The 17,570-nt window shown below is 53.1% G+C and carries 18 protein-coding genes; 16 read left to right on the top strand and 2 right to left on the bottom strand.

Annotated elements, in window-relative coordinates; all coding sequences use genetic code 11:
- Window positions 1-153: 153 nt before the first annotated feature.
- The 7 genes from KJS57_RS15890 to KJS57_RS15860 all read left to right on the top strand — a co-directional run bounded on the left by KJS57_RS15890 (window position 154) and on the right by KJS57_RS15860 (window position 6,027).
- The gene (locus KJS57_RS15890; protein ID WP_213655547.1) at window positions 154-714 is read left to right on the top strand and encodes a GNAT family N-acetyltransferase; all 561 of its coding nucleotides are present in this window, start codon (window positions 154-156) and stop codon (window positions 712-714) included.
- A 21-nt stretch (window positions 715-735) separates the two neighbouring features.
- A complete protein-coding gene (locus KJS57_RS15885) occupies window positions 736-1,485 on the top strand; it encodes an energy-coupling factor transporter transmembrane component T family protein (RefSeq protein ID WP_213655546.1) in 750 nt (249 codons plus the stop codon).
- A 101-nt stretch (window positions 1,486-1,586) separates the two neighbouring features.
- Complete coding sequence (locus KJS57_RS15880; RefSeq protein ID WP_213655545.1) at window positions 1,587-2,195, top strand: ECF transporter S component; 609 nt, start codon at window positions 1,587-1,589, stop codon at window positions 2,193-2,195.
- Window positions 2,196-3,821, top strand: a complete 1,626-nt coding sequence (locus tag KJS57_RS15875) for an ABC transporter ATP-binding protein (protein ID WP_213655544.1) — start codon at window positions 2,196-2,198, stop codon at window positions 3,819-3,821.
- 131 nt (window positions 3,822-3,952) lie between these two features.
- Window positions 3,953-5,440 (top strand): MDR family MFS transporter, encoded by a 1,488-nt coding sequence (locus KJS57_RS15870; RefSeq protein ID WP_211023745.1) that lies wholly within the window; start codon window positions 3,953-3,955, stop codon window positions 5,438-5,440.
- 46 nt (window positions 5,441-5,486) lie between these two features.
- Window positions 5,487-5,831 carry a hypothetical protein gene (locus KJS57_RS15865; protein ID WP_211023743.1) on the top strand — a complete coding sequence of 115 codons (345 nt, stop codon included), beginning with the start codon at window positions 5,487-5,489 and terminating at the stop codon, window positions 5,829-5,831.
- Window positions 5,832-5,850: 19 nt separating this feature from the next.
- Window positions 5,851-6,027 carry a hypothetical protein gene (locus KJS57_RS15860; RefSeq protein ID WP_211023741.1) on the top strand — a complete coding sequence of 59 codons (177 nt, stop codon included), beginning with the start codon at window positions 5,851-5,853 and terminating at the stop codon, window positions 6,025-6,027.
- Window positions 6,028-6,132: 105 nt separating this feature from the next.
- Here the strand turns inward: KJS57_RS15860 and KJS57_RS15855 are convergent, their stop codons facing one another.
- The gene (locus KJS57_RS15855; protein WP_211023739.1) at window positions 6,133-6,600 is read right to left on the bottom strand and encodes a MarR family winged helix-turn-helix transcriptional regulator; all 468 of its coding nucleotides are present in this window, start codon (window positions 6,598-6,600) and stop codon (window positions 6,133-6,135) included.
- 266 nt (window positions 6,601-6,866) lie between these two features.
- Here KJS57_RS15855 and KJS57_RS15850 point away from each other — a divergent pair, with 266 nt between their 5' ends.
- Both KJS57_RS15850 and KJS57_RS15845 read left to right on the top strand, forming a co-directional pair.
- Window positions 6,867-7,571: an ABC transporter ATP-binding protein gene (locus tag KJS57_RS15850; RefSeq protein WP_213655543.1), complete on the top strand. Its 705-nt coding sequence runs from the start codon at window positions 6,867-6,869 to the stop codon at window positions 7,569-7,571.
- A gap of 22 nt (window positions 7,572-7,593) precedes the next feature.
- The gene (locus KJS57_RS15845; RefSeq protein WP_213655542.1) at window positions 7,594-8,865 is read left to right on the top strand and encodes an ABC transporter permease; all 1,272 of its coding nucleotides are present in this window, start codon (window positions 7,594-7,596) and stop codon (window positions 8,863-8,865) included.
- Between the two features lie 177 nt (window positions 8,866-9,042).
- Here KJS57_RS15845 and KJS57_RS15840 read toward each other — a convergent pair whose 3' ends face one another.
- Entirely contained in the window at window positions 9,043-10,317 is a 1,275-nt protein-coding gene (locus KJS57_RS15840) for a BaiN/RdsA family NAD(P)/FAD-dependent oxidoreductase (RefSeq protein ID WP_213655541.1), read from the bottom strand.
- A 139-nt stretch (window positions 10,318-10,456) separates the two neighbouring features.
- Here KJS57_RS15840 and KJS57_RS15835 point away from each other — a divergent pair, with 139 nt between their 5' ends.
- The 7 genes from KJS57_RS15835 (at window position 10,457) to KJS57_RS15805 (ending at window position 17,456) form a co-directional block, all read left to right on the top strand.
- Window positions 10,457-12,193 carry a two-component system sensor histidine kinase NtrB gene (locus KJS57_RS15835; protein ID WP_213655540.1) on the top strand — a complete coding sequence of 579 codons (1,737 nt, stop codon included), beginning with the start codon at window positions 10,457-10,459 and terminating at the stop codon, window positions 12,191-12,193.
- A 166-nt stretch (window positions 12,194-12,359) separates the two neighbouring features.
- On the top strand, window positions 12,360-12,794 hold the full coding sequence (locus KJS57_RS15830; RefSeq protein WP_211023729.1) for a BrxA/BrxB family bacilliredoxin: 435 nt from the start codon (window positions 12,360-12,362) through the stop codon (window positions 12,792-12,794).
- Window positions 12,795-12,907: 113 nt separating this feature from the next.
- Window positions 12,908-13,717 (top strand): NAD(+) synthase, encoded by an 810-nt coding sequence (gene nadE, locus KJS57_RS15825; protein WP_213655539.1) that lies wholly within the window; start codon window positions 12,908-12,910, stop codon window positions 13,715-13,717.
- Between the two features lie 127 nt (window positions 13,718-13,844).
- Window positions 13,845-14,486 carry a YIP1 family protein gene (locus KJS57_RS15820; protein WP_211023724.1) on the top strand — a complete coding sequence of 214 codons (642 nt, stop codon included), beginning with the start codon at window positions 13,845-13,847 and terminating at the stop codon, window positions 14,484-14,486.
- Window positions 14,487-14,506: 20 nt separating this feature from the next.
- Window positions 14,507-15,574 (top strand): efflux RND transporter periplasmic adaptor subunit, encoded by a 1,068-nt coding sequence (locus KJS57_RS15815; protein ID WP_244861588.1) that lies wholly within the window; start codon window positions 14,507-14,509, stop codon window positions 15,572-15,574.
- The gene (locus KJS57_RS15810; protein ID WP_211023720.1) at window positions 15,571-16,260 is read left to right on the top strand and encodes an ABC transporter ATP-binding protein; all 690 of its coding nucleotides are present in this window, start codon (window positions 15,571-15,573) and stop codon (window positions 16,258-16,260) included. Before KJS57_RS15815 ends, KJS57_RS15810 begins: the two co-directional genes overlap by 4 nt.
- The gene (locus KJS57_RS15805) at window positions 16,257-17,456 is read left to right on the top strand and encodes an ABC transporter permease (RefSeq protein ID WP_213655537.1); all 1,200 of its coding nucleotides are present in this window, start codon (window positions 16,257-16,259) and stop codon (window positions 17,454-17,456) included. The genes KJS57_RS15810 and KJS57_RS15805 overlap by 4 nt, the downstream gene beginning before the upstream one ends.
- Window positions 17,457-17,570: the final 114 nt, after the last annotated feature.

Below are 17,570 nucleotides of genomic sequence, written 5' to 3'. Positions count from 1 at the left end.
GGCGGGAAAATCGCGTAATCCGATTTTTAATGATCCCGGTTACCCTGGATTTTAAGGGGGATTCCGGCTTTGACGGCTTGCCGGCTTATGTGATTATATAAATGAATGGGAAGCGGTAGATGAAACAAACAACGTTCTGTCAGGGGGATTCCGATGTATAAATGCGGCGGAGAGATTCCGGTGCTTGAAAGCGAGAGGCTGATTTTGCGGCGGATGGAAAAGAAGGATGCCCGTGAGATGTTCCGTTACTGGAGCGATCCCGAGGTAGTACGGTATATGAATATGCCTCCGTTTGCCTCCATCGAGGATACTTACGAAATGATCAATTTGCTGAACGGTCTTTCCGAGAGCGAGGATACCCTGCGCTGGGGAATTGAATTGAAAGAGACCGGCAGGCTGATCGGGAGCTGCGGCTTCAATGTTTGGGAGCTGGCCGGCGCCTACCGCGGGGAGATCGGTTATGATTTAGGACGTGAATATTGGGGCCGGGGCTATATGTCCGAAACTTTTCGGATGGTGCTGCCCTTCGGATATGGAACGATGGGGCTGAACCGGATCGAGGCGCTGGTAGATCCGAGGAATGATTCGTCAAGGTCGCTGCTTCAGGCTTTTGGCTTCCGGGAAGAAGGATTGCTGCGCGAGTATCAGAAAACGGAAGAGGGCTTTGTCGATCTGTTGATATACTCTCTTTTGAAGAGAGAATACGGACGCTGAGGGAAGGGGAGGAATGCCGGAGTGAGGAAAAAAGGCCAATATCCGCTACATAAGCTTGATCCGCTTAGCAAGCTGATCTCTTTGTTTTGCATCGCGATGTTGGCTATGCATTGGGACAAGCCGCTGCCTTTGTGCGGTTTGCTGCTCTTGCTTACGGTCTCCGCTCTGTCCGGTGCGGGAATGTCCTGGGGAAGGCTGGCCAGCCGGATGGGCTATATTGCCGTTTTCGGGTTGCCGTTGTTCGTTCTGACAACACTCGCCTCACCTGGGGGAGGAGAATATTTGGTGCTTGGCGGAATTCGTATCTCGTTTGAAGCGATTCTATATGCGGCGGCGATTACGCTCCGGATGTTCTGCCTGTTTATTTCGTCGCTGATTTATATTGAGACGACCGATCCTCAGGACTTCGTTATTATGATGACGACCCGGCTTAAGCTGCCGTACCGGTTTGTGTTCGGAATATCGATGGCGCTTACGTTTCTTCCGCTTTTGGAACAGGAAAGAAGGAGTGCCGCCGAGGCCCGTAAGATTCGCTATGGCCGGAAACCTCGGGGAATCGGGGAGAGATTTGGGGTTTGGCGCGAAAATCTGGTAGCCGTGTTCGCGGGGGCAATCCGGCGTGTGGAGCAGACCGCAGGCTCGATGGAAACCAAAGGGTTTGGAGCCTATAGAAGCCGAACTTTTTTGCGTGAGGTCAAGGTTTCAGCCGGGGGGTACGCGCTTATGATTATCAGCATCGCTGCCGCAACGGGATTGTGGTTTCTTATATAAATGAATCGGGCGCGAACCCGCAAAGAAAGCCTTGACGAATCTTCATTGTCAACCTATATTTAAAAAACGCGGTTTACAATGAAGCGGAGAGGATGACGAATATGAAGGAATATGCAAATGCTAGTAAGGGGAAGATCACCTTTAAGGCGTTTACAACCCTGGATATAGTGTTGATGGCGATGTTGGCTGCCGCCAATGCGGTAATGACGGTGTATCTTTCGCCCTTGAATATGGCACTAAACGGACTCGGAGGACCGATCGCCACTTCGACAGTAACCGGCCTATATATGATCTATGGTTTGCTTGCCTGCTACATCATCCGCAAGCCGGGGACGGCGGTCATTACATACGGAATTGGAGCGGTGGTACAGGCGTTTATGGGCTCGGCCTACGGGATTGCATCCTGTTTTGTGGCCGCGGCGTGTTATATGGTTGTCGCCGAAGCGATATTTGCTTTTTTCCGTTACAGAAAATGGAGTTTTCCAGTCATGCTTCTGGCAGGCGGGGCCTTGGTGCCGATTTGGTTTTTCTTCGCGGCCCGGATGTTCGGTTATATGAAATGGGGAACGGATATCCTCTTGATTGCGCTGGCGGTTCGTATTCTCAGCGGGATGGTGCTCTGCGGTCTGCTGTCCAAGCTGATCGGAGACGCGCTGGCACGCAGCGGACTTTTGCGGCGGTATGCCGTCAAGCGGGGCGTCGAGGGTTAGATGAAAAATTCAATTGTTTCTTCTTCCGTATTTGCTCAATCGGGAGACGGCAACTTGGCGATAGCTTTGCAAGATGTATTTTATACCTTTGAAGGTGAAGCCGGCCCGGCTATAGATGGAATTTCTCTCGCCATTCGCGCAGGGGAATGGGTAACGATCGCCGGACCGAGCGGCTGCGGGAAATCGACCTTGGGCGGTCTCCTAAGCGGATATCTTCCCCGGGCGGGAGGCGGTTCCCGGGAAGGGCGGGTTACGGTAGGCGGACTTGACCCGGCTTCGGCGGAGATCGCGGATTTGGCCGGCGTGATCGGCATCGTCTTTCAGGACCCGGACGCTCAACTCGTCCAAGGCCGATTGGAGGACGAGGTCGCGTTCGGCCCGGAAAATCTTTGCCTGCCGGTCGAAAGTATCGAGCGGCGGGTGACCGCGTCGCTGCAGGACGCGGATCTGCTGGAACGCCGCCGGGACAACGTGAACGAGCTGTCCGGCGGGGGACGTCAGCGTGCAGCCGTCGCGTCCGTGCTGGCGCTGGAGCCGCCGATCCTCGTGCTGGACGAGGCGGCGGCAAGCCTGGACGCGGCGTCAAGGCAGCGTCTGCTGGCGCTGCTGCGCCGGCTTCACCAGAGCGGCCGGACGCTGGTGACGCTGACGGGGCGGCTGGACGAGCTCGCCCTGGCCGCGACGCGGCTGGTCGTGCTGGCCGCCGGCCGCGTCGCGGCGGACGGCGCGACCGCGGAGTTACTGCGCGATCAGCGCCCGCTGCTAAGCGGCCTGGGGTTGCTGCCGCAGGCGCCGGGCGAAGCGCCGCGCGGAGAGGCGGCCCCGGCCGCAGGCAGCCGGGAGCTGCAAGACGCCGCCAGCCCGCAGGCTCCGGCTTCGCCCGCAGCGGCGGCGGCAGCCCGGCCCGGCGCAGCTCCGCTGCTGGAGCTGCGCGGGCTCTCCTTTGCCTACGGGGCAAAGGGCCGGAGGCGGTCCGGCAGCAGGCCGGATCTGACGGAACCGGCCGTGCTGAAGGATGTGCACATGCGGATTCACGAAGGCGAATGGCATATTCTGCGCGGGGACAACGGATCGGGCAAAACAACGCTGTCCCGGCTGATGCTCGGCTTGCTTCCGGCACCTTCGGGAGCCATCTTCTGGAGAGGCCGCGATGCTTCGCGCAGCTCCTTGTACGAATTAGCGGAGGACATCGGCTATGTCTTCCAGCATCCGGATCAGCAATTTGTCGCTTCGACGGTGCTGGACGAGCTGCTTTACGGACCGCGTTGCTCTTTGAAGCTTCGCGCCAAGGATGCAACCCCTGAGCCATTGCTTCTGAAGGCGAAGGAAATGCTCCGGATGATCGGTCTGGAAGGCCGGGAGCAAGCTTCGCCCTATGTGCTTGGAGGCGGAGAGAAGCGCCTTCTGAGCGCCGCGGCCGGGTTCATGACCGGGAAGAGGCTCATCCTGCTGGATGAACCGACGGCAGGCACGGACTACGCAGGCGCCCGCTTGCTGTCGGCCTTGTGCCGGAAGGCGGTTTCCGAGGGGACGGCCATATTGATGATTACGCATGAACCCGAGTTTTTTGCTGGGGAGCAGACCAAAATATGGACGCTCGATAACGGCAAACTTCGGGAAAATTAACTTCATCCGGACAGCAGTCTCCGGCTTTCGCCTGGAGGTATGCTGTCTTTATTTTTAGAAGGGCTTCCTATATAATTAATTGTCTTATAAAAGTCTGCACGCATAGAGGTTTGAGAAAGGAAGTCATTATTTTGGGTACCGCACTAAAAAGGAATTATATTTTAATCGGTTTGCTGCTCTCCACGTTCCTGGCTGCGATTGAAGGTACGGTAATCGGTCCGGCCGGGCCGAGAATCGTCGGGGATCTGGGAGGAGTGGAACTGCTAAGCTGGGTGTTTACCGCCTACTTGCTTACGATGGCTGTAACGACGCCGATTTTTGGCAAAATCAGCGATCTGTACGGAAGAAAACCGGTGTTTGTCATCGGTTCGGTATTGTTTCTGGCCGGTTCGCTATTATCCGGGCTTTCGCAAAGCATGGAGCAGTTAATCCTGTTCCGGGCGATCCAGGGGATCGGCGCCGGTGCTTTGACTCCGGTCACGTTTACGATTATCGGCGATATTTACTCCATTAACGAACGAGCGAAGGTTCAAGGCTGGATCAGCTCGGTTTGGGGGATCTCTTCTTTGATCGGCCCCTTGCTCGGCGGCTATTTTGTCGATTCGCTCAACTGGCGTTGGGTTTTCGGGTTTAATGTGCCATTCGGGCTCTTGTCGCTCATTTTCATCATAAAATATTTAAAAGAAGATATAGTGAAACGAAAAGTGAAGGTCGACATCAGCGGAGCGGTCACCTTTACGGTCGGCGTAACGGCGTTGCTGTTCGGTCTCGCGACCGGTGGCCAGCAATTGGCCTGGAATTCGCCGCTGTTAATCGGCATATTCGTTCTTGCGGCAGTGATGCTGGCGCTGTTCTTTATCGTGGAGAAAAAAGCGGAGGAACCGCTCGTTCCATTGAAATTGTTCCGCATCCGCGATATTGCCTATTCCAATGTCGCCAGTTTGCTGGCGAGCGCTCTTTTGATCGGACTTACCTCGTATCTTCCTTTATGGGTACAGGGCGTTCTCGGGAAAAACGCCACCATTTCCGGCCTGGTGCTCGCTCCGATGTCGATCAGCTGGATGCTGGGGTCGATCATCGGGTCGCGTTGGATTATCAGCCGCGGGTCGCGGCTAACGTCGCTCATCGGCATGCTGATTATCGCCGTGGGTGCAGGCGGTATGGCGTTTATTCATGAAGGAACGCCGATTTACGTGATGCTGATTTTTAATGCGCTGTACGGTTTAGGATTCGGGTTTTCATTCTCGGTGTTCACGATCATCGCCCAATCGTCCGTCAACTACAATCTGCGCGGTGCTTCCAATGCGCTTAACTCGTTCGTTAAGTCGATCGGCCAGACGATTGCAGTTACGGTATTCGGTACCTTGATCAATCTCGGGATCGTGTCCCGAACCGCTAAAGGCACGCCTTCAGGCACCCAGGTCTCCCAGGATGACATCAACAACCTGTTGTCCCCGGAAAAGGTTCACCTCCTGCCGAAGGAATTGTGGGCGGAATTGAAGCATGTGCTTGGCGGAAGTCTCCATACTTTGTTTATCATTATGGCAATTATAGCGGTCCTCGGCGTAGTTTCCGCACTCGGTCTTCGCAGCAAAGCGCCTGAACCGGAAGAGGTATAAAACAGCAGCTTCCTCCACACCATAACGGGAAAGGGGAGGTGTTAGGATGAATGAGGAATTGAGTCTGGATCAAGGCTCGCTCGTCCATGCGTGGCAGCAGCAACTGCCGGAATATCTGAACCCGGGAGATTCGGCGCAGGTGGAGGCCGATCTCGGAAATCCGCAAGGACTCCGTATTCATATCAATGCGGCGGGCCGCCAGTTTTACTCGTTCGATTTCGAATGTTCTTATAAGGATACGCGCGAGGTTTCCGTGGCGTTGGTTGATGTGGAAAGGGACGGGCAGACCGTCAATGAGCGGAGCGAGAAAATTCAGGAGATGACCTCGGATTATGTCCGTCATCTTCATGAATGTGCCCAGGCCCTTCAACGGATTACAAAGCCTAATTGAGAAAGCGAGGACTGCCCGGATGACGAAAGCCAGAGGATTTGCCGGCGATAAAAACCTGGGGAATGTCGTTCACGACTTGGAGCAATCTCCCGTAAACAGCCACCAGGCACAGCAGCTGCAGCAGGATGTCAATGACCGCCGTACACATGACGTCCGCAATCATAACAAAGAGAGAGACATGGACCCTTCGCATTAGGAACAAAAAACGGCTTGATCAGGATACTTCCCGATCAAGCCGTTTTGCTGTTTATTGCTGTTTTCCCGATAACATCTTCCGATGCACCGGAAACGGACTATGACTCTACTTCCGGGCGAGCGGGGCCAATTTCTCGGCTTCTCGTCCCATTTTCTTGAGCAGCTCAATCATGACCTGCTTTTCGTCTTCGTTCAATCCGCTAAGCGCGTGATCGATCCGGTCTGAAAATTCGGGATATAGCTGGTCCATCAAATCCTTGCCTTTCGGTGTGAGCTCGGCAAAAATAACGCGCCGGTCACGCGGGCAAGGGGTGCGGTGCAGGTATCCGGCCGATTCCAGCTTGTCGATAACATAAGTGACATTGCCGCTTTGCAGCAGCAGCTTGGCACCGATTTGCTGAATCGGCTGCGCTCCCTTGTAATAAAGCACTTCCATTACGGCAAAAGCCGTTGGATTGAAACCTTGAATTTTGCTTCCTGTCACGGCATGCTCGTTGACGCTTTTGAACGACTTGGCAAATACCCGGTACAGATGAAGCGACAAATCGGTTCCGCGTTCCTCGGTTTTCAACATGTTCATCCCGCCTCTTTCTATATTTTCACAGTGTTTAAAGTAGTTAGGATCATTGTTATCTTAGAACACGGAAAGTTTTAAAAAAATATAATTTATCACAATTTTCAGATTTAATTTTTAAAGCTACTTTTTGCTCAGCCCGCTGATTTTGGAGCGGGAACTGACTGCTTGATCGCGGCTCACGCAATCACCCGGCGAAACCTTGGGGACGAACGAAACGTAGTAAGAGAAGGAAAACAGTCGGCAGAAAGAAGCGGGGGAAGCATATGACAGAGCCATTGCTGCGGGTAGAAATCGAGGAAGCCGGCTACGAGGCCGGCAAACCTAAAATTGAACATGTCACCCTTCATGTACAGTCAGGGAAATTAACGGGCTTGATCGGTCCTAACGGTGCGGGCAAAAGCACGACATTAAAAGCGATTCTCGGCCTGCTCCCGGAGGTAAAAGCAAATGTGAGCTTTACCGGAAGCTCGGACAAGTATGCTTATGTCCCCGAGCATCCGGTTTTTTACGATACATTGACATTATGGGAGCATTTAAGCCTGGCCGCTGCGGTATATGGAATGGACGAGCGGGAATTCGAACGCGAGAGCCTTCTCCTCCTGGAGAAATTCAGAATGACCGAAGTTCGGAATCATCTTCCGGGGGGCTTCTCCAAAGGGATGCGCCAAAAGATGATGCTAATGATCGGCTTTCTTCTGAAACCGGATGTATACATCGTGGACGAGCCTTTTATAGGTTTGGATCCACGAGCCACGAAAGATTTTCTCGGGCTATTGGAAGAGGAGCGGTTAAGGGGAGCCGGAGTCCTGATGTGCACCCATGTTCTCGACACGGCGGAGCGCATTTGCGATGATTTTATTTTGATGGCTGACGGCAAGGTGGCTGCCAGCGGAACGCTGGATGAGATCCGCCGGACCGCAGGGCTTCCGGGAGCGCCTCTGTTTGACTGCTTCGACGTGCTGACTTGATGGGCGGGAAGGAGGGAAGACGATGTTTCGAATTACGGCCGAAATGAATGTCCGGCGATTATTATTAAGGAGATGGGCCGATCACTGGGGAAAGCAATTGGCGATTCTGCGGTACACTTTTGACGGCATCGTCTTGCTGTATCTTGGCATTCCCGGGCTGCTTCTGCTGGGGAGGGGTTATTTCGGCCTTTGGAGGGAGGAACTTCCCCTATGGCTTCAGAGCTTGCCGTTGACCGCCTTATCCGGGCTGCTGCTCATCCTGATCTATGCCTTTGGTGGTCTGGTCTTGTATATCGAAGCCGCTGATGTGCTATTTCTGAAGCAGCGTCCGCGTTGGCTGAAAGGCATGATGATCGGAGGCACGCTGTCCTCGATGCTCGGCAGCTTTACCGCGATCGGCGCCTGCTTCGTGCTGATCGCTCCGTTGTTGAGCCGGGTTTATGATATGGGACTGCCTGATATTTTGGTGCTGTTGGCCGTGACCTGCGGCTTTAAAACCGTACATCTGCTCTTGTCGAACCTGATAAATGTACGCTGGTCCGGCTGGAGGCAGATGGTGTTGAAGTCGATCGCATTCAGCGTGCTGGGGGGAAGCTTCACCCTTTGGATGCTGCGGGGGATGGGTAGCCCGGCGGCATCCGCGGCAACCCTGATCCTCTGCATTTCTCTGGCCTTGTTGCTCGCTTGGATTCGCTTCTTTCGCCTCCGCGGAAGATTTGACGCCGAGATTCGCGAGGATGAGCGGCAAAAGACGTCGCTGACCGGCATGCTGCTGTCCGGGGCCGTGGATCGTCCTCCCGCGGTGCGGACCCGGCCTTGGCTATTCCGGCGCGGCGGACGTTTACTCCGTTCCAGCAAGCCGGAGGACCGGATCGCGGAAACGGCGTTCAAATCCTTTTTCAGAGGTCCGGAACTTAAGCTGTATGGACAATTCACGTTGTTCAGCTGCATAGCGGTTTATTTTCCGGCATACCCGGTAAATCTCATCGTATATGCCGCATTGCTGGTGCTCCTGGTTTATTGGCTGAACGGACATCGCCGTTCATTTTTTATCCGGGATCTCATGGACATTTTGCCGGTTGCCGAGCATACCGAATACCGCTGTGCAACCCAACTGATGGCATTGCTGCTGTATCCGGCGGTCGTTGTCATCACCTGCGTGCTTGGTGCCGCTTTGCTCCAGGCTTGGTGGGGAGCCCTGGTCGGGATTCCGGCCGGACTGCTCATTGCCCGGGTCGCCGGAACGATGTCGAGGCTCTTCCCGTCCGGATACCGGCGCACGGGGAGCTTATAAGAGGTTGTTCAAAAAGTCATCTTTCCACGACGAAGCAGACCATGAAGTTGGTTCGACGTCGAATCTTGAATTCAGCCGGGCCTTCCGTTGCTCACGTACCTCCTGTACGCTCCGCTACTCAGCCCCTGGCTTCATCCAACCTTCTTGGTCCTGAAAACCTGACTTTTTGAACTCGTACTAGAACTCCCCGTGCGCCGATTTCGCGGCGTGATGACCGGCGGTATACCCGGTGGCGAAGGCTGCCGTGATATTGTATCCGCCGGTGTATCCGTGGACATCGAGTACCTCGCCGCAGAAGAATAGACCGGACATCAGCTTCGAGCCCATCGTCTTCGGATTGATTTCCTTCAGGTTTACGCCGCCGCCGGTGACGAACGCCTCTTCGAACGGACGGGTTCCGGTTACCTGAATCCGGAGGTTCTGCATCTCGGATACGAAGGCAAGCCAAGCTTCCTTTGGAAGATGTTCATAGGTGGTTTCACCAGGGAGCCCGGCTCTTTCGAACAGAAGCGGAAGCAACCGCTCCGGGATTGTTCCTTTAAGAACATTCTTCAATGCCTTTTTAGGTTCGGCTGCGGTCATTTTGCGCAGAAAGGATTCCAGGTCCCCGGAGGAACGGTCGGGAAACAAATTTATGGACATGGTGACTTCGGATACCTGATGTTTCTTCTTGACTCCGCGAATAAATCCGCTGCAACGCAGGGCGATCGGCCCCGAGAGTCCGAAATGAGTGAAGATCATGTCTCCCCGGTGGGAAATAACGGTTTTACCCTTCGGATCCAGAACGGACAGCTTCACATCGCGGAGGGACAAGCCTTGCAGCTCCCGGCTGACAATAAACTGTTCCTTCGAGTTGATCGGTACTTCGGTAGGAAACAGCTCTGTAATCGTGTGCCCCGCAGCTTCTGCCCATGGATAACCATCCCCAGTCGATCCGGTATGGGGCACGGATTTCCCTCCGGTCGCCACCACAATCGACTTTGCGCCAATCTTTTCGCCATTTGTCAGCTTAACGCCCTCCGTACCTTCGGCACCGAATAACAGTTCCCGGACCGGATGATGGGTCAACAGCGTTACCCCCAGTGATCTGGCTTTGCCGATCAGGGCGTCAACGACCGTCTTGGCCTTGTCCGATACCGGAAACATTCTTCCGTTGTCCTCTTCCTTCAAAGGAATCCCCAGGTTTTCAAAGAATGCGATAATATCCCGATTGCCGAACAAAGCGAAGGCGTTGTGCAGGAAACGCCCGCCTCCAGGTATAAAGGTGATTAACTCATCAATCTCCTTGGCGTTGGTAACGTTGCACCGTCCGCCTCCTGAAATGCCGAGTTTGCGCCCCAGCTTGTCCCCTTTATCAAGCAAAGCAACCTTTGCCCCCTGTTCCGCGGCAGCGATTGCCGCCATCAAACCCGACGGTCCGCCGCCGATAACAATAACCTCGTAATTCTTCATATGGACTACCCCTTTTTATTTGTACTTTTTTCACAAATGCAAATTGTTTCTTTTATCCAAAACAAGAAATATTGTAAAACTTTGTCGCCTATGATTTAATCGGAAATAGAATGAATTCTTCCGCCAAAGGAGGGAGAACGTGGGGGAGATAAAAGAAGTCTTGCTGCAGATGCTGGTTGCCGGTTTACCTGCATTTTTGTTCCCGTTGTCTTATGGGAAATCCGCCGCCGATTCGATGCCGAAGGAAGGGGCCGGACGCAAAAAATCCTATTCCGTAGGACTCTTGTATACCTGTACGTTAAGCATGCTGCTTTGCTCTGTTTTTTCCACCCGCTTATGGGATTACATTCCGATCAATTATGGTATTTTGCCGTTGTTTGCCTTGATGCTCTATGGCCGGTTGCGCGATGGTATCGCGCTGGGGCTGTTTCATCTGCTGCTTTATCCCTTATTTGCATTAAACTTCACTTTTTCCGGCTTAATCCTGGAAACAGGGATGCTTCTGTATCCCTTGGTGCTCCTGACATCTAATTATTTCAAAATGACGGGGCGGCACGGCAAGGTCGTAACCCTATCCGTATTTTTTGTCGCCGGTGAGCTGATGATTACGTCTTCCCCGTTTCTGACCGGGATGGAGACGCTGCAAACCGACTTGTTTTCCCTGGCTGCAGCGTTGATTAATATTCTTGTAACGCTCCTGATCGGGTCGCTGTTCGTCTATATGATTGAGCATACTCTGGAGAAGGAAAAGCTTCGCCTCCAGGTTATGCAGTTGTCACGCAATTACTTCCGCGAGGCGGAGAAGCTGCAGCAGAGTATGGATGCCGCTCCGCTCAGCATTATTCTGCTCGACAGGCAGGGAGATATTATGGCGATTAACGAGACATTTCTCCGCTTGTACCGCAAAAGTGATCCTGCTGCGACAAGAGAAAACCTGATTAAGCACAAGCTGAACACGGTTCTTACCGACAGTCAATTCCAAGTTCTGAATTCCCGGGCTACCGAGACGCTGGAAAGAAATGCGAAAACTCGGGAGCTGCTTCAGAACGGGGATCAAATCTATTTTACCAGTACGTCACCGATCACAAAAGGCCACACCGACGAAACGATCGGCGCGGTGGTCGTTATTCAGGACATTACCGAGCTGGAAACGTTCCGCAAGGAACTGAATCATGTCGAACGCCTCAGTCTCGTAGGGCAGATGGCTGCGGGGATTACGCATGAAATTCGAAATCCGATGGCCGTGGTTCGGGGATTTCTCCAATTGATGCGGGAGAAGAGTCCTTCTTCTCTGGAACATTATTATCGGATCGTGATGGAGGAGTTAGACCGTGCCAACAGTATCATTAACGACTTCTTGTCCCTGGCGCAGAACCGGGCCGTCAAGATGGAGCTTTGCAGCCTGCATGAAATCATCAAGGAACTAACGCCTCTCCTGTGGGCGGATGCCAATCTACGGGGCCAAAGCATCGAGGTTATGTTGGATGAGAAGGTTCCGGAGCTGCTGTTGAACCAGAAGGAAATCAAACAGCTGATTTTGAATCTGGGGCGCAACGGAATGGAAGCGATGGACGATAAGGGACAGCTGGTGCTGGAGACAAAGTGCTGCGCAGACGGTGTGGAGCTATATGTCAAGGATACGGGAGCAGGCATTTCCCCGGCTCAGCAGGAAAGACTCTTCGAACCTTTTTTTACGACAAAATCGCAGGGAACGGGGCTGGGTCTGTCGCTTTGTCTAAGTATTATGGAGCGGCATAGCGGCAAAATCAGCATCGAATCGGAAGAAGGGAAGGGCACAACGTTTACCGTATTTTTTCCATTCGCTCAAACTTCGCAGCTTCACCGCAATACAGCAATCTCGGCGATGGAAGATTAGTCTGCAAAACCTTGCAGTGTAAGGGGATGCCGAGTATGAGAATATACATATAACGGTGGATGTAAAGTTGCTTTCCTTCCTTATGAATGTATAATTATATATAGTTTGATGCCGAAGCGGAGGGTCCGCTTTCGAGACACCAGTTTTCATGAGGAGTGATACAGCTATGTCAATGTCATTTGATCAATATATGAGAGATATGGTTCAACCGATGCGGGATGAACTGACCTCTCTGGGAATTCAGGAGCTTCGCACTCCTGAGGAAGTAAAGGAATCTTTGCCTGACGCAAAAGGTACGACGCTGGTCGTTGTAAACTCGGTTTGCGGCTGTGCGGCCGGACAATGCCGCCCTGGCGTGGCCAAAGCGCTGCAGCATGATTTGACTCCTGACCACTTGTTTACGGTCTTTGCAGGGCAGGATAAAGAAGCAACTGCGACGGCTCGGGAATACTTTGCTCCCTATCCGCCGTCTTCGCCTTCGATTGCACTGATGAAGGATGGAGAACTTGTACATTTTATCGAGCGTCATCAAATTGAGGATCGTTCGGCTGAAGAAATTGCCGCTGATCTGACAAGCGCATTTGACCGCTTTTGCCGTTAAGGCTCTAACTTAATGATTGGACCCAAGCGTCCCGCAGATCGGAATTTACAGCGACTTGCGGGGCGTTTTACGTTTTACATATTGCATAAGTGCAGATAACGGAGGGATAAAAAATGAGTTTGCAACAGGAAATCATTGAACGTTTAGGTGTGAAGCCCGCGATTGACGTGGAGGAGGAGACCCGCAGCCGGGTGGACTTTTTGAAGGAGCATGTATTGAGCTCCAGTACTACAGGATTGCTGATCGCAATCAGCGGCGGAGTTGACAGCGCGGTGGCGACCGCCCTGTGCAAGCGTGCGACAGATGAATTGACCGAGGAGACGGGCCGGGAATATATCACGCTCGGCGTATTTCAGCCTTATGGAGAGCAGGAGGATATCGGGCATAGCTACGAGGTAGCCAAGGCCTTCGGTTTGACGCATACGGTAGAGACGAATATCGAGGATGCGGTTGACGAAATCGCGTTGGAAACGGAACACGGATTAAAAAATATCGGACAATTCCGGCATCTGAGCCATAAGGGCAAAGGCAATGTCAAAGCACGGACCCGCATGGTTGTCCAATATGCCCTATCCTTTGAACTCAATTTATTGGTGGTCGGTACCGATCATGCTTCGGAAGCCATTACGGGGTTCTATACCAAATGGGGAGACGGGGCCGTCGATATTACGCCGCTCAGTTCGCTGAACAAACGGCAGGTGCGCCAGCTTGCGCTCCATCTCGGCGTGCCGGCCGATATCATTGACAAAGCACCGTCAGCCGGCCTGTGGGCGGGTCAAACCGACGAGAAGGAACTTGGAATCAGCTATGAGGATAACAGCGATTATTTGGAGGGGAAAGAGGTAGAGCCGGCAGTCCGGGAGCGCTTGGAGTCTTTGTACCGGAAGACGGAGCATAAACGAAGTCCGATTCCGGGGATCTGATTTTACTGAATTGGTGACTTTTTTCAAAGCTTCCGAATCTTTATTCCATAGTTTTCCGTATACATATTAGCAGCTTGTTTCTAATACATACCTAATGATGAAAAAACGGAGCTAGGGAGGATTGCGCTTGAAAAACTTGTTCACCATTTTCGTATCGCCAACGGAAACGTTCCAAAGGGTCAGGGAAAAAAGCAAGACGGCATGGATTTTTCCTTTAATCTTGCTAATGGTAGTATCCACGGTGGCGATTTATCTGCAACTGCCGGCCATGGAGCAGGCGACCATGGATGCTTTGAAAAAGCAAGGGCTGGTCGATCCAAGTAATATTGACAGCATTGTGGCCTCTACTAATGTCGTCTCCATAGTCACGACGCCGCTGAGTATTGTGGCCATGATTTTTGTCGGAGCCCTGCTGTATGTGCTTCTGAACCTGATTGTCCGGGGTGAGGCCAAGTACATGCAACTGGTAACTATGATGTCCTACGCGGCTTTGCCAGGGATGCTTGGCAGCTTGCTCGCCGGAATTATGGTTTATGCCACCGAAGCGAAGGCGGTCACGGATGTTTCGATCAGCCTGGCCGCCCTCGTATCGGATAAGACAAGTATGCTGTATTACGTTTTGACGTTGAGTAATCCGTTCGCTATCTGGGGCTTGGTCCTCTATGTGATCGGCGCTTCGGTGATGATGAAACGGCCGCGAAAGACGGTTGGCATGTGGATTGTCGGCACCTGGCTCGTGTTTTCACTGGGCTCGTTGTTGTTCGTTTGACCAGAGAATAGGATAGGGTGATGGAAGTGTTAAAGCGAAAGTGGATTTGGGGACTGATTCTTGGATTAATCGTAATCGGCCTGGTTCTCGTCAACCTGATGAACATAAAACGGGCAACACCAGTGAAGACCGCCGAAGTTGCAGAAGGATTGATCGTAGAGGAGATATACACCAATGGCAAGCTGGAGCCGGAGAAGACGACGGAGGTATATTCTCCGGCCAGCGGGGTCATAGGAGAGTTAAGCGTCAAACTGGGCGATTCCGTGACCAAAGGCCAAGTTCTGTTGACGCTCAAGATGGACGAAATCAAGGAACAATTGGAGAAAGAGCGCCTGAATCTGCAACTGGCGGAATCCGAGCGGCTTCAAGCTAAAAAACAGCATTTCGAGAACTTTAAAAAGCTGATGAGCGAGGACCCCGGGCTGGAAGTGGAGGAACTGGATTTAACGGCCTATGATCTGCGCATTCAAAGCAGCAGGCTAACGATCGAATCTCTGGAGAGAAGACTGGAGCACAGCGCCGTGCATGCGACCGTCGACGGAGTCGTTACCGGACTAGCCGTGAATGAGGGCCAGCTCATTGCCGAAGGAAGCGGAATTGTCTCCATCTCCGATTTGTCGGCCTACAAGGTTCGCGCTTATCTGAATGAACTGGATGCCGGTAAAGCTGCCGTCGGGATGAAGGCTGTCGTTACCGGCGAATCCATCGCAGAGACCTATGACGGTGAGGTGACTTATTTGGCACCGACGGCGGAGGTCGTGGATCCCGCTTCGAAGGATGCCTCAGTAGAAATGACGGTAGGTCTGAAATCCGCGTCGCCTGAGCTTCGTTCCGGCTACAATGTGACGATCGCCATGGAAATTCCGGACAAGCCGCGGCTTCTCGTTCCGATCGGTGCTGTACAGTACGAGGGGGATCAGGCCTTTGTGTTCGTTGTCGAGGAAGACAAAGCCGTCCAAGTGCCCGTCACAACCGGCAAGGAGGGCGAGGAACAGATCGAAATCGTAAACGGAGCCGCCAAAGGAGAGCGGATCGTGGTGGAAGGCGCGGATTCGCTTCGGGACGGCGACAAGGTGGCCATCCAATGATTACTCTGGCGGACATCACTAAAGTTTACAAAAATGGACCGCTCGAAGTGGAAGCACTAAGCCAGATCAATCTGCAGGTCGAACGTGGCGAGTTCGTAGCCATTATGGGGACTTCGGGCTCCGGCAAATCGACGCTGATGAATATTATCGGATGCCTGGACGTACCGACCTCCGGCAGTTATGTGCTCGACGGTGAGGAAGTCCATATGCTGAATGAGGACGACCTGGCCCGGGTTCGCAACCGCAAGATCGGTTTTGTATTTCAGAGCTTCAATCTGCTGGGAAGGCAAACGGTATTGCAAAATGTGACGCTGCCGATGATGTACGCAGGGATTTCTCGGGAAAAGCGGAACGAGCGGGCGCTGGAACTGTTGGAAAAGGTGGGGCTTAAGGATCGGGTGAAGCATCGGCCGACCGAGTTGTCCGGCGGACAGAAGCAGCGGGTAGCGATCGCCCGCGCTTTGACGATGGATGCTCCCATCCTGCTCGCGGATGAACCGACCGGGAATCTGGATACGAAATCCTCCCATGACATCATGGCTCTGTTCAAAGAGATTCACCAGGAAGGGACGACGATTGTTCTGGTCACGCATGAGCCGGATATCGCGGAACATGCGGACCGCGTGCTACTGTTCGGAGACGGCAAACTGCTTAAGGATACGCGCAAGGGAAGTGCCCGCCTATGAGCATTTGGGAAAGCGTATGGGTCGCCCTGGATAATTTGCGGATGAATAAGCTGCGCTCTTTTTTGACGATGATCGGCATTGTGTTTGGGGTCGCTGCGGTTGTTACGGTGGTGTCTATCGGGCAGGCGGGTCAATCCTCCATTATTTCGATGGTTTCCAATTATGAAGACGGCTATTTTGTAATTTATCCGAATTATAATGATGAAAGTAATGTGGAGAAGGCCGATTTCCGGCTGCGGGATATAGCTGAAGTACGCAAGGTTCCGGGCATTCGTTATGTCTCTGCCTCCCTTGGCTATGGTGTGACGACGAAGCTGAAGCAGGATAAGCTGCGCTTCACCTTAACGGGAACTACCTCGGAGATGCCCAAAATGCAAAAGCTGGATATCACGGCGGGCAGATTTTTTAGCGCACAGGAGGAAAGAGGCAGACAGAAAGTCATTGTGGCCGACGCAAAATATGCGGAGAAGGCGTTTGGCTCGGCAAGAGGAGCCATCGGCAGAAGAGTCGTTCTGGGGAACGATACGTTCCGCATTATCGGCGTATACAAGACGGAGGAGAATATCTTGAGCGGGATGGAAGGAGAAAGGTATTCCGGGTATGTGCCTATCACGGCGGTTTCATTTGGAGAAGCCGGGGATAACGGGCGGCTCGGGATGCTGGAGATCGTAGCTTCCTCCCCGGATCAAATGGAAGGGACGATGAAGACCCTTAAGAGTTGGCTGGCCGACAGGAAAAACGTGGAGCCGGATTCCTACTTGACCGAAAGCGGAAAAGACGCGGAAAAGATGGTATCCAGCACATTTTCTATCTTACAGACGATCATCGGATCGATTGCGGGGATTTCCCTTCTTGTCGGAGGAATCGGGGTCATGAACATCATGCTCGTTTCGGTCACGGAGCGGACGCGTGAGATCGGGATCCGCAAGGCGATCGGAGCCACGCCGGGTACGATTATGCTTCAGTTTATGATTGAAGCGGTCATCCTTTCATTTATCGGGGGAACGGTGGGAGCCTTGCTGGGATTGTTTGCCGCGTATCTGTTCGCCCTAATTTCGGGCTGGCCCTTCGTGGTGTCCCTCTGGGCGATCCTGCTGGCATTCGGATTTTCGGCGGCGGTGGGCATTTTCTTCGGCCTGTATCCAGCTAACAAAGCTTCCAAGCTGCATCCGATCGAATCGCTGCGCTATGAATGATATTCCGGAAGCATGAATAACGAGCGAAAGACCAAAAAAATGACGGTGCTATGGAGATGATGATCCATGCACCGTCATTTTATATTTTTGTGTTATCCGCTAATGCCGGCTTCT

The sequence above is a fragment of the Paenibacillus vini genome, assembly GCF_018403325.1.
Classification (GTDB): domain Bacteria; phylum Bacillota; class Bacilli; order Paenibacillales; family Paenibacillaceae; genus Fontibacillus; species Fontibacillus vini.
This window is presented reverse-complemented; position numbering and strand designations above follow the sequence as displayed.

Excerpts from the sequence above, each read along its gene's own strand:
- KJS57_RS15890 (WP_213655547.1), top strand. The coding sequence starts at position 154 with ATGTATAAATGCGGCGGAGAGATTCCGGTGCTTGAAAGCGAGAGGCTG.
- KJS57_RS15880 (WP_213655545.1), top strand. The coding sequence starts at position 1,587 with ATGAAGGAATATGCAAATGCTAGTAAGGGGAAGATCACCTTTAAGGCG.
- KJS57_RS15875 (WP_213655544.1), top strand. The coding sequence starts at position 2,196 with ATGAAAAATTCAATTGTTTCTTCTTCCGTATTTGCTCAATCGGGAGAC.
- KJS57_RS15865 (WP_211023743.1), top strand. The coding sequence starts at position 5,487 with ATGAATGAGGAATTGAGTCTGGATCAAGGCTCGCTCGTCCATGCGTGG.
- KJS57_RS15860 (WP_211023741.1), top strand. The coding sequence starts at position 5,851 with ATGACGAAAGCCAGAGGATTTGCCGGCGATAAAAACCTGGGGAATGTC.
- KJS57_RS15855 (WP_211023739.1), bottom strand. The coding sequence starts at position 6,600 with ATGTTGAAAACCGAGGAACGCGGAACCGATTTGTCGCTTCATCTGTAC.
- KJS57_RS15850 (WP_213655543.1), top strand. The coding sequence starts at position 6,867 with ATGACAGAGCCATTGCTGCGGGTAGAAATCGAGGAAGCCGGCTACGAG.
- KJS57_RS15845 (WP_213655542.1), top strand. The coding sequence starts at position 7,594 with ATGTTTCGAATTACGGCCGAAATGAATGTCCGGCGATTATTATTAAGG.
- KJS57_RS15840 (WP_213655541.1), bottom strand. The coding sequence starts at position 10,317 with ATGAAGAATTACGAGGTTATTGTTATCGGCGGCGGACCGTCGGGTTTG.
- KJS57_RS15830 (WP_211023729.1), top strand. The coding sequence starts at position 12,360 with ATGTCAATGTCATTTGATCAATATATGAGAGATATGGTTCAACCGATG.
- nadE (WP_213655539.1), top strand. The coding sequence starts at position 12,908 with ATGAGTTTGCAACAGGAAATCATTGAACGTTTAGGTGTGAAGCCCGCG.
- KJS57_RS15815 (WP_244861588.1), top strand. The coding sequence starts at position 14,507 with ATGGAAGTGTTAAAGCGAAAGTGGATTTGGGGACTGATTCTTGGATTA.
- KJS57_RS15810 (WP_211023720.1), top strand. The coding sequence starts at position 15,571 with ATGATTACTCTGGCGGACATCACTAAAGTTTACAAAAATGGACCGCTC.
- KJS57_RS15805 (WP_213655537.1), top strand. The coding sequence starts at position 16,257 with ATGAGCATTTGGGAAAGCGTATGGGTCGCCCTGGATAATTTGCGGATG.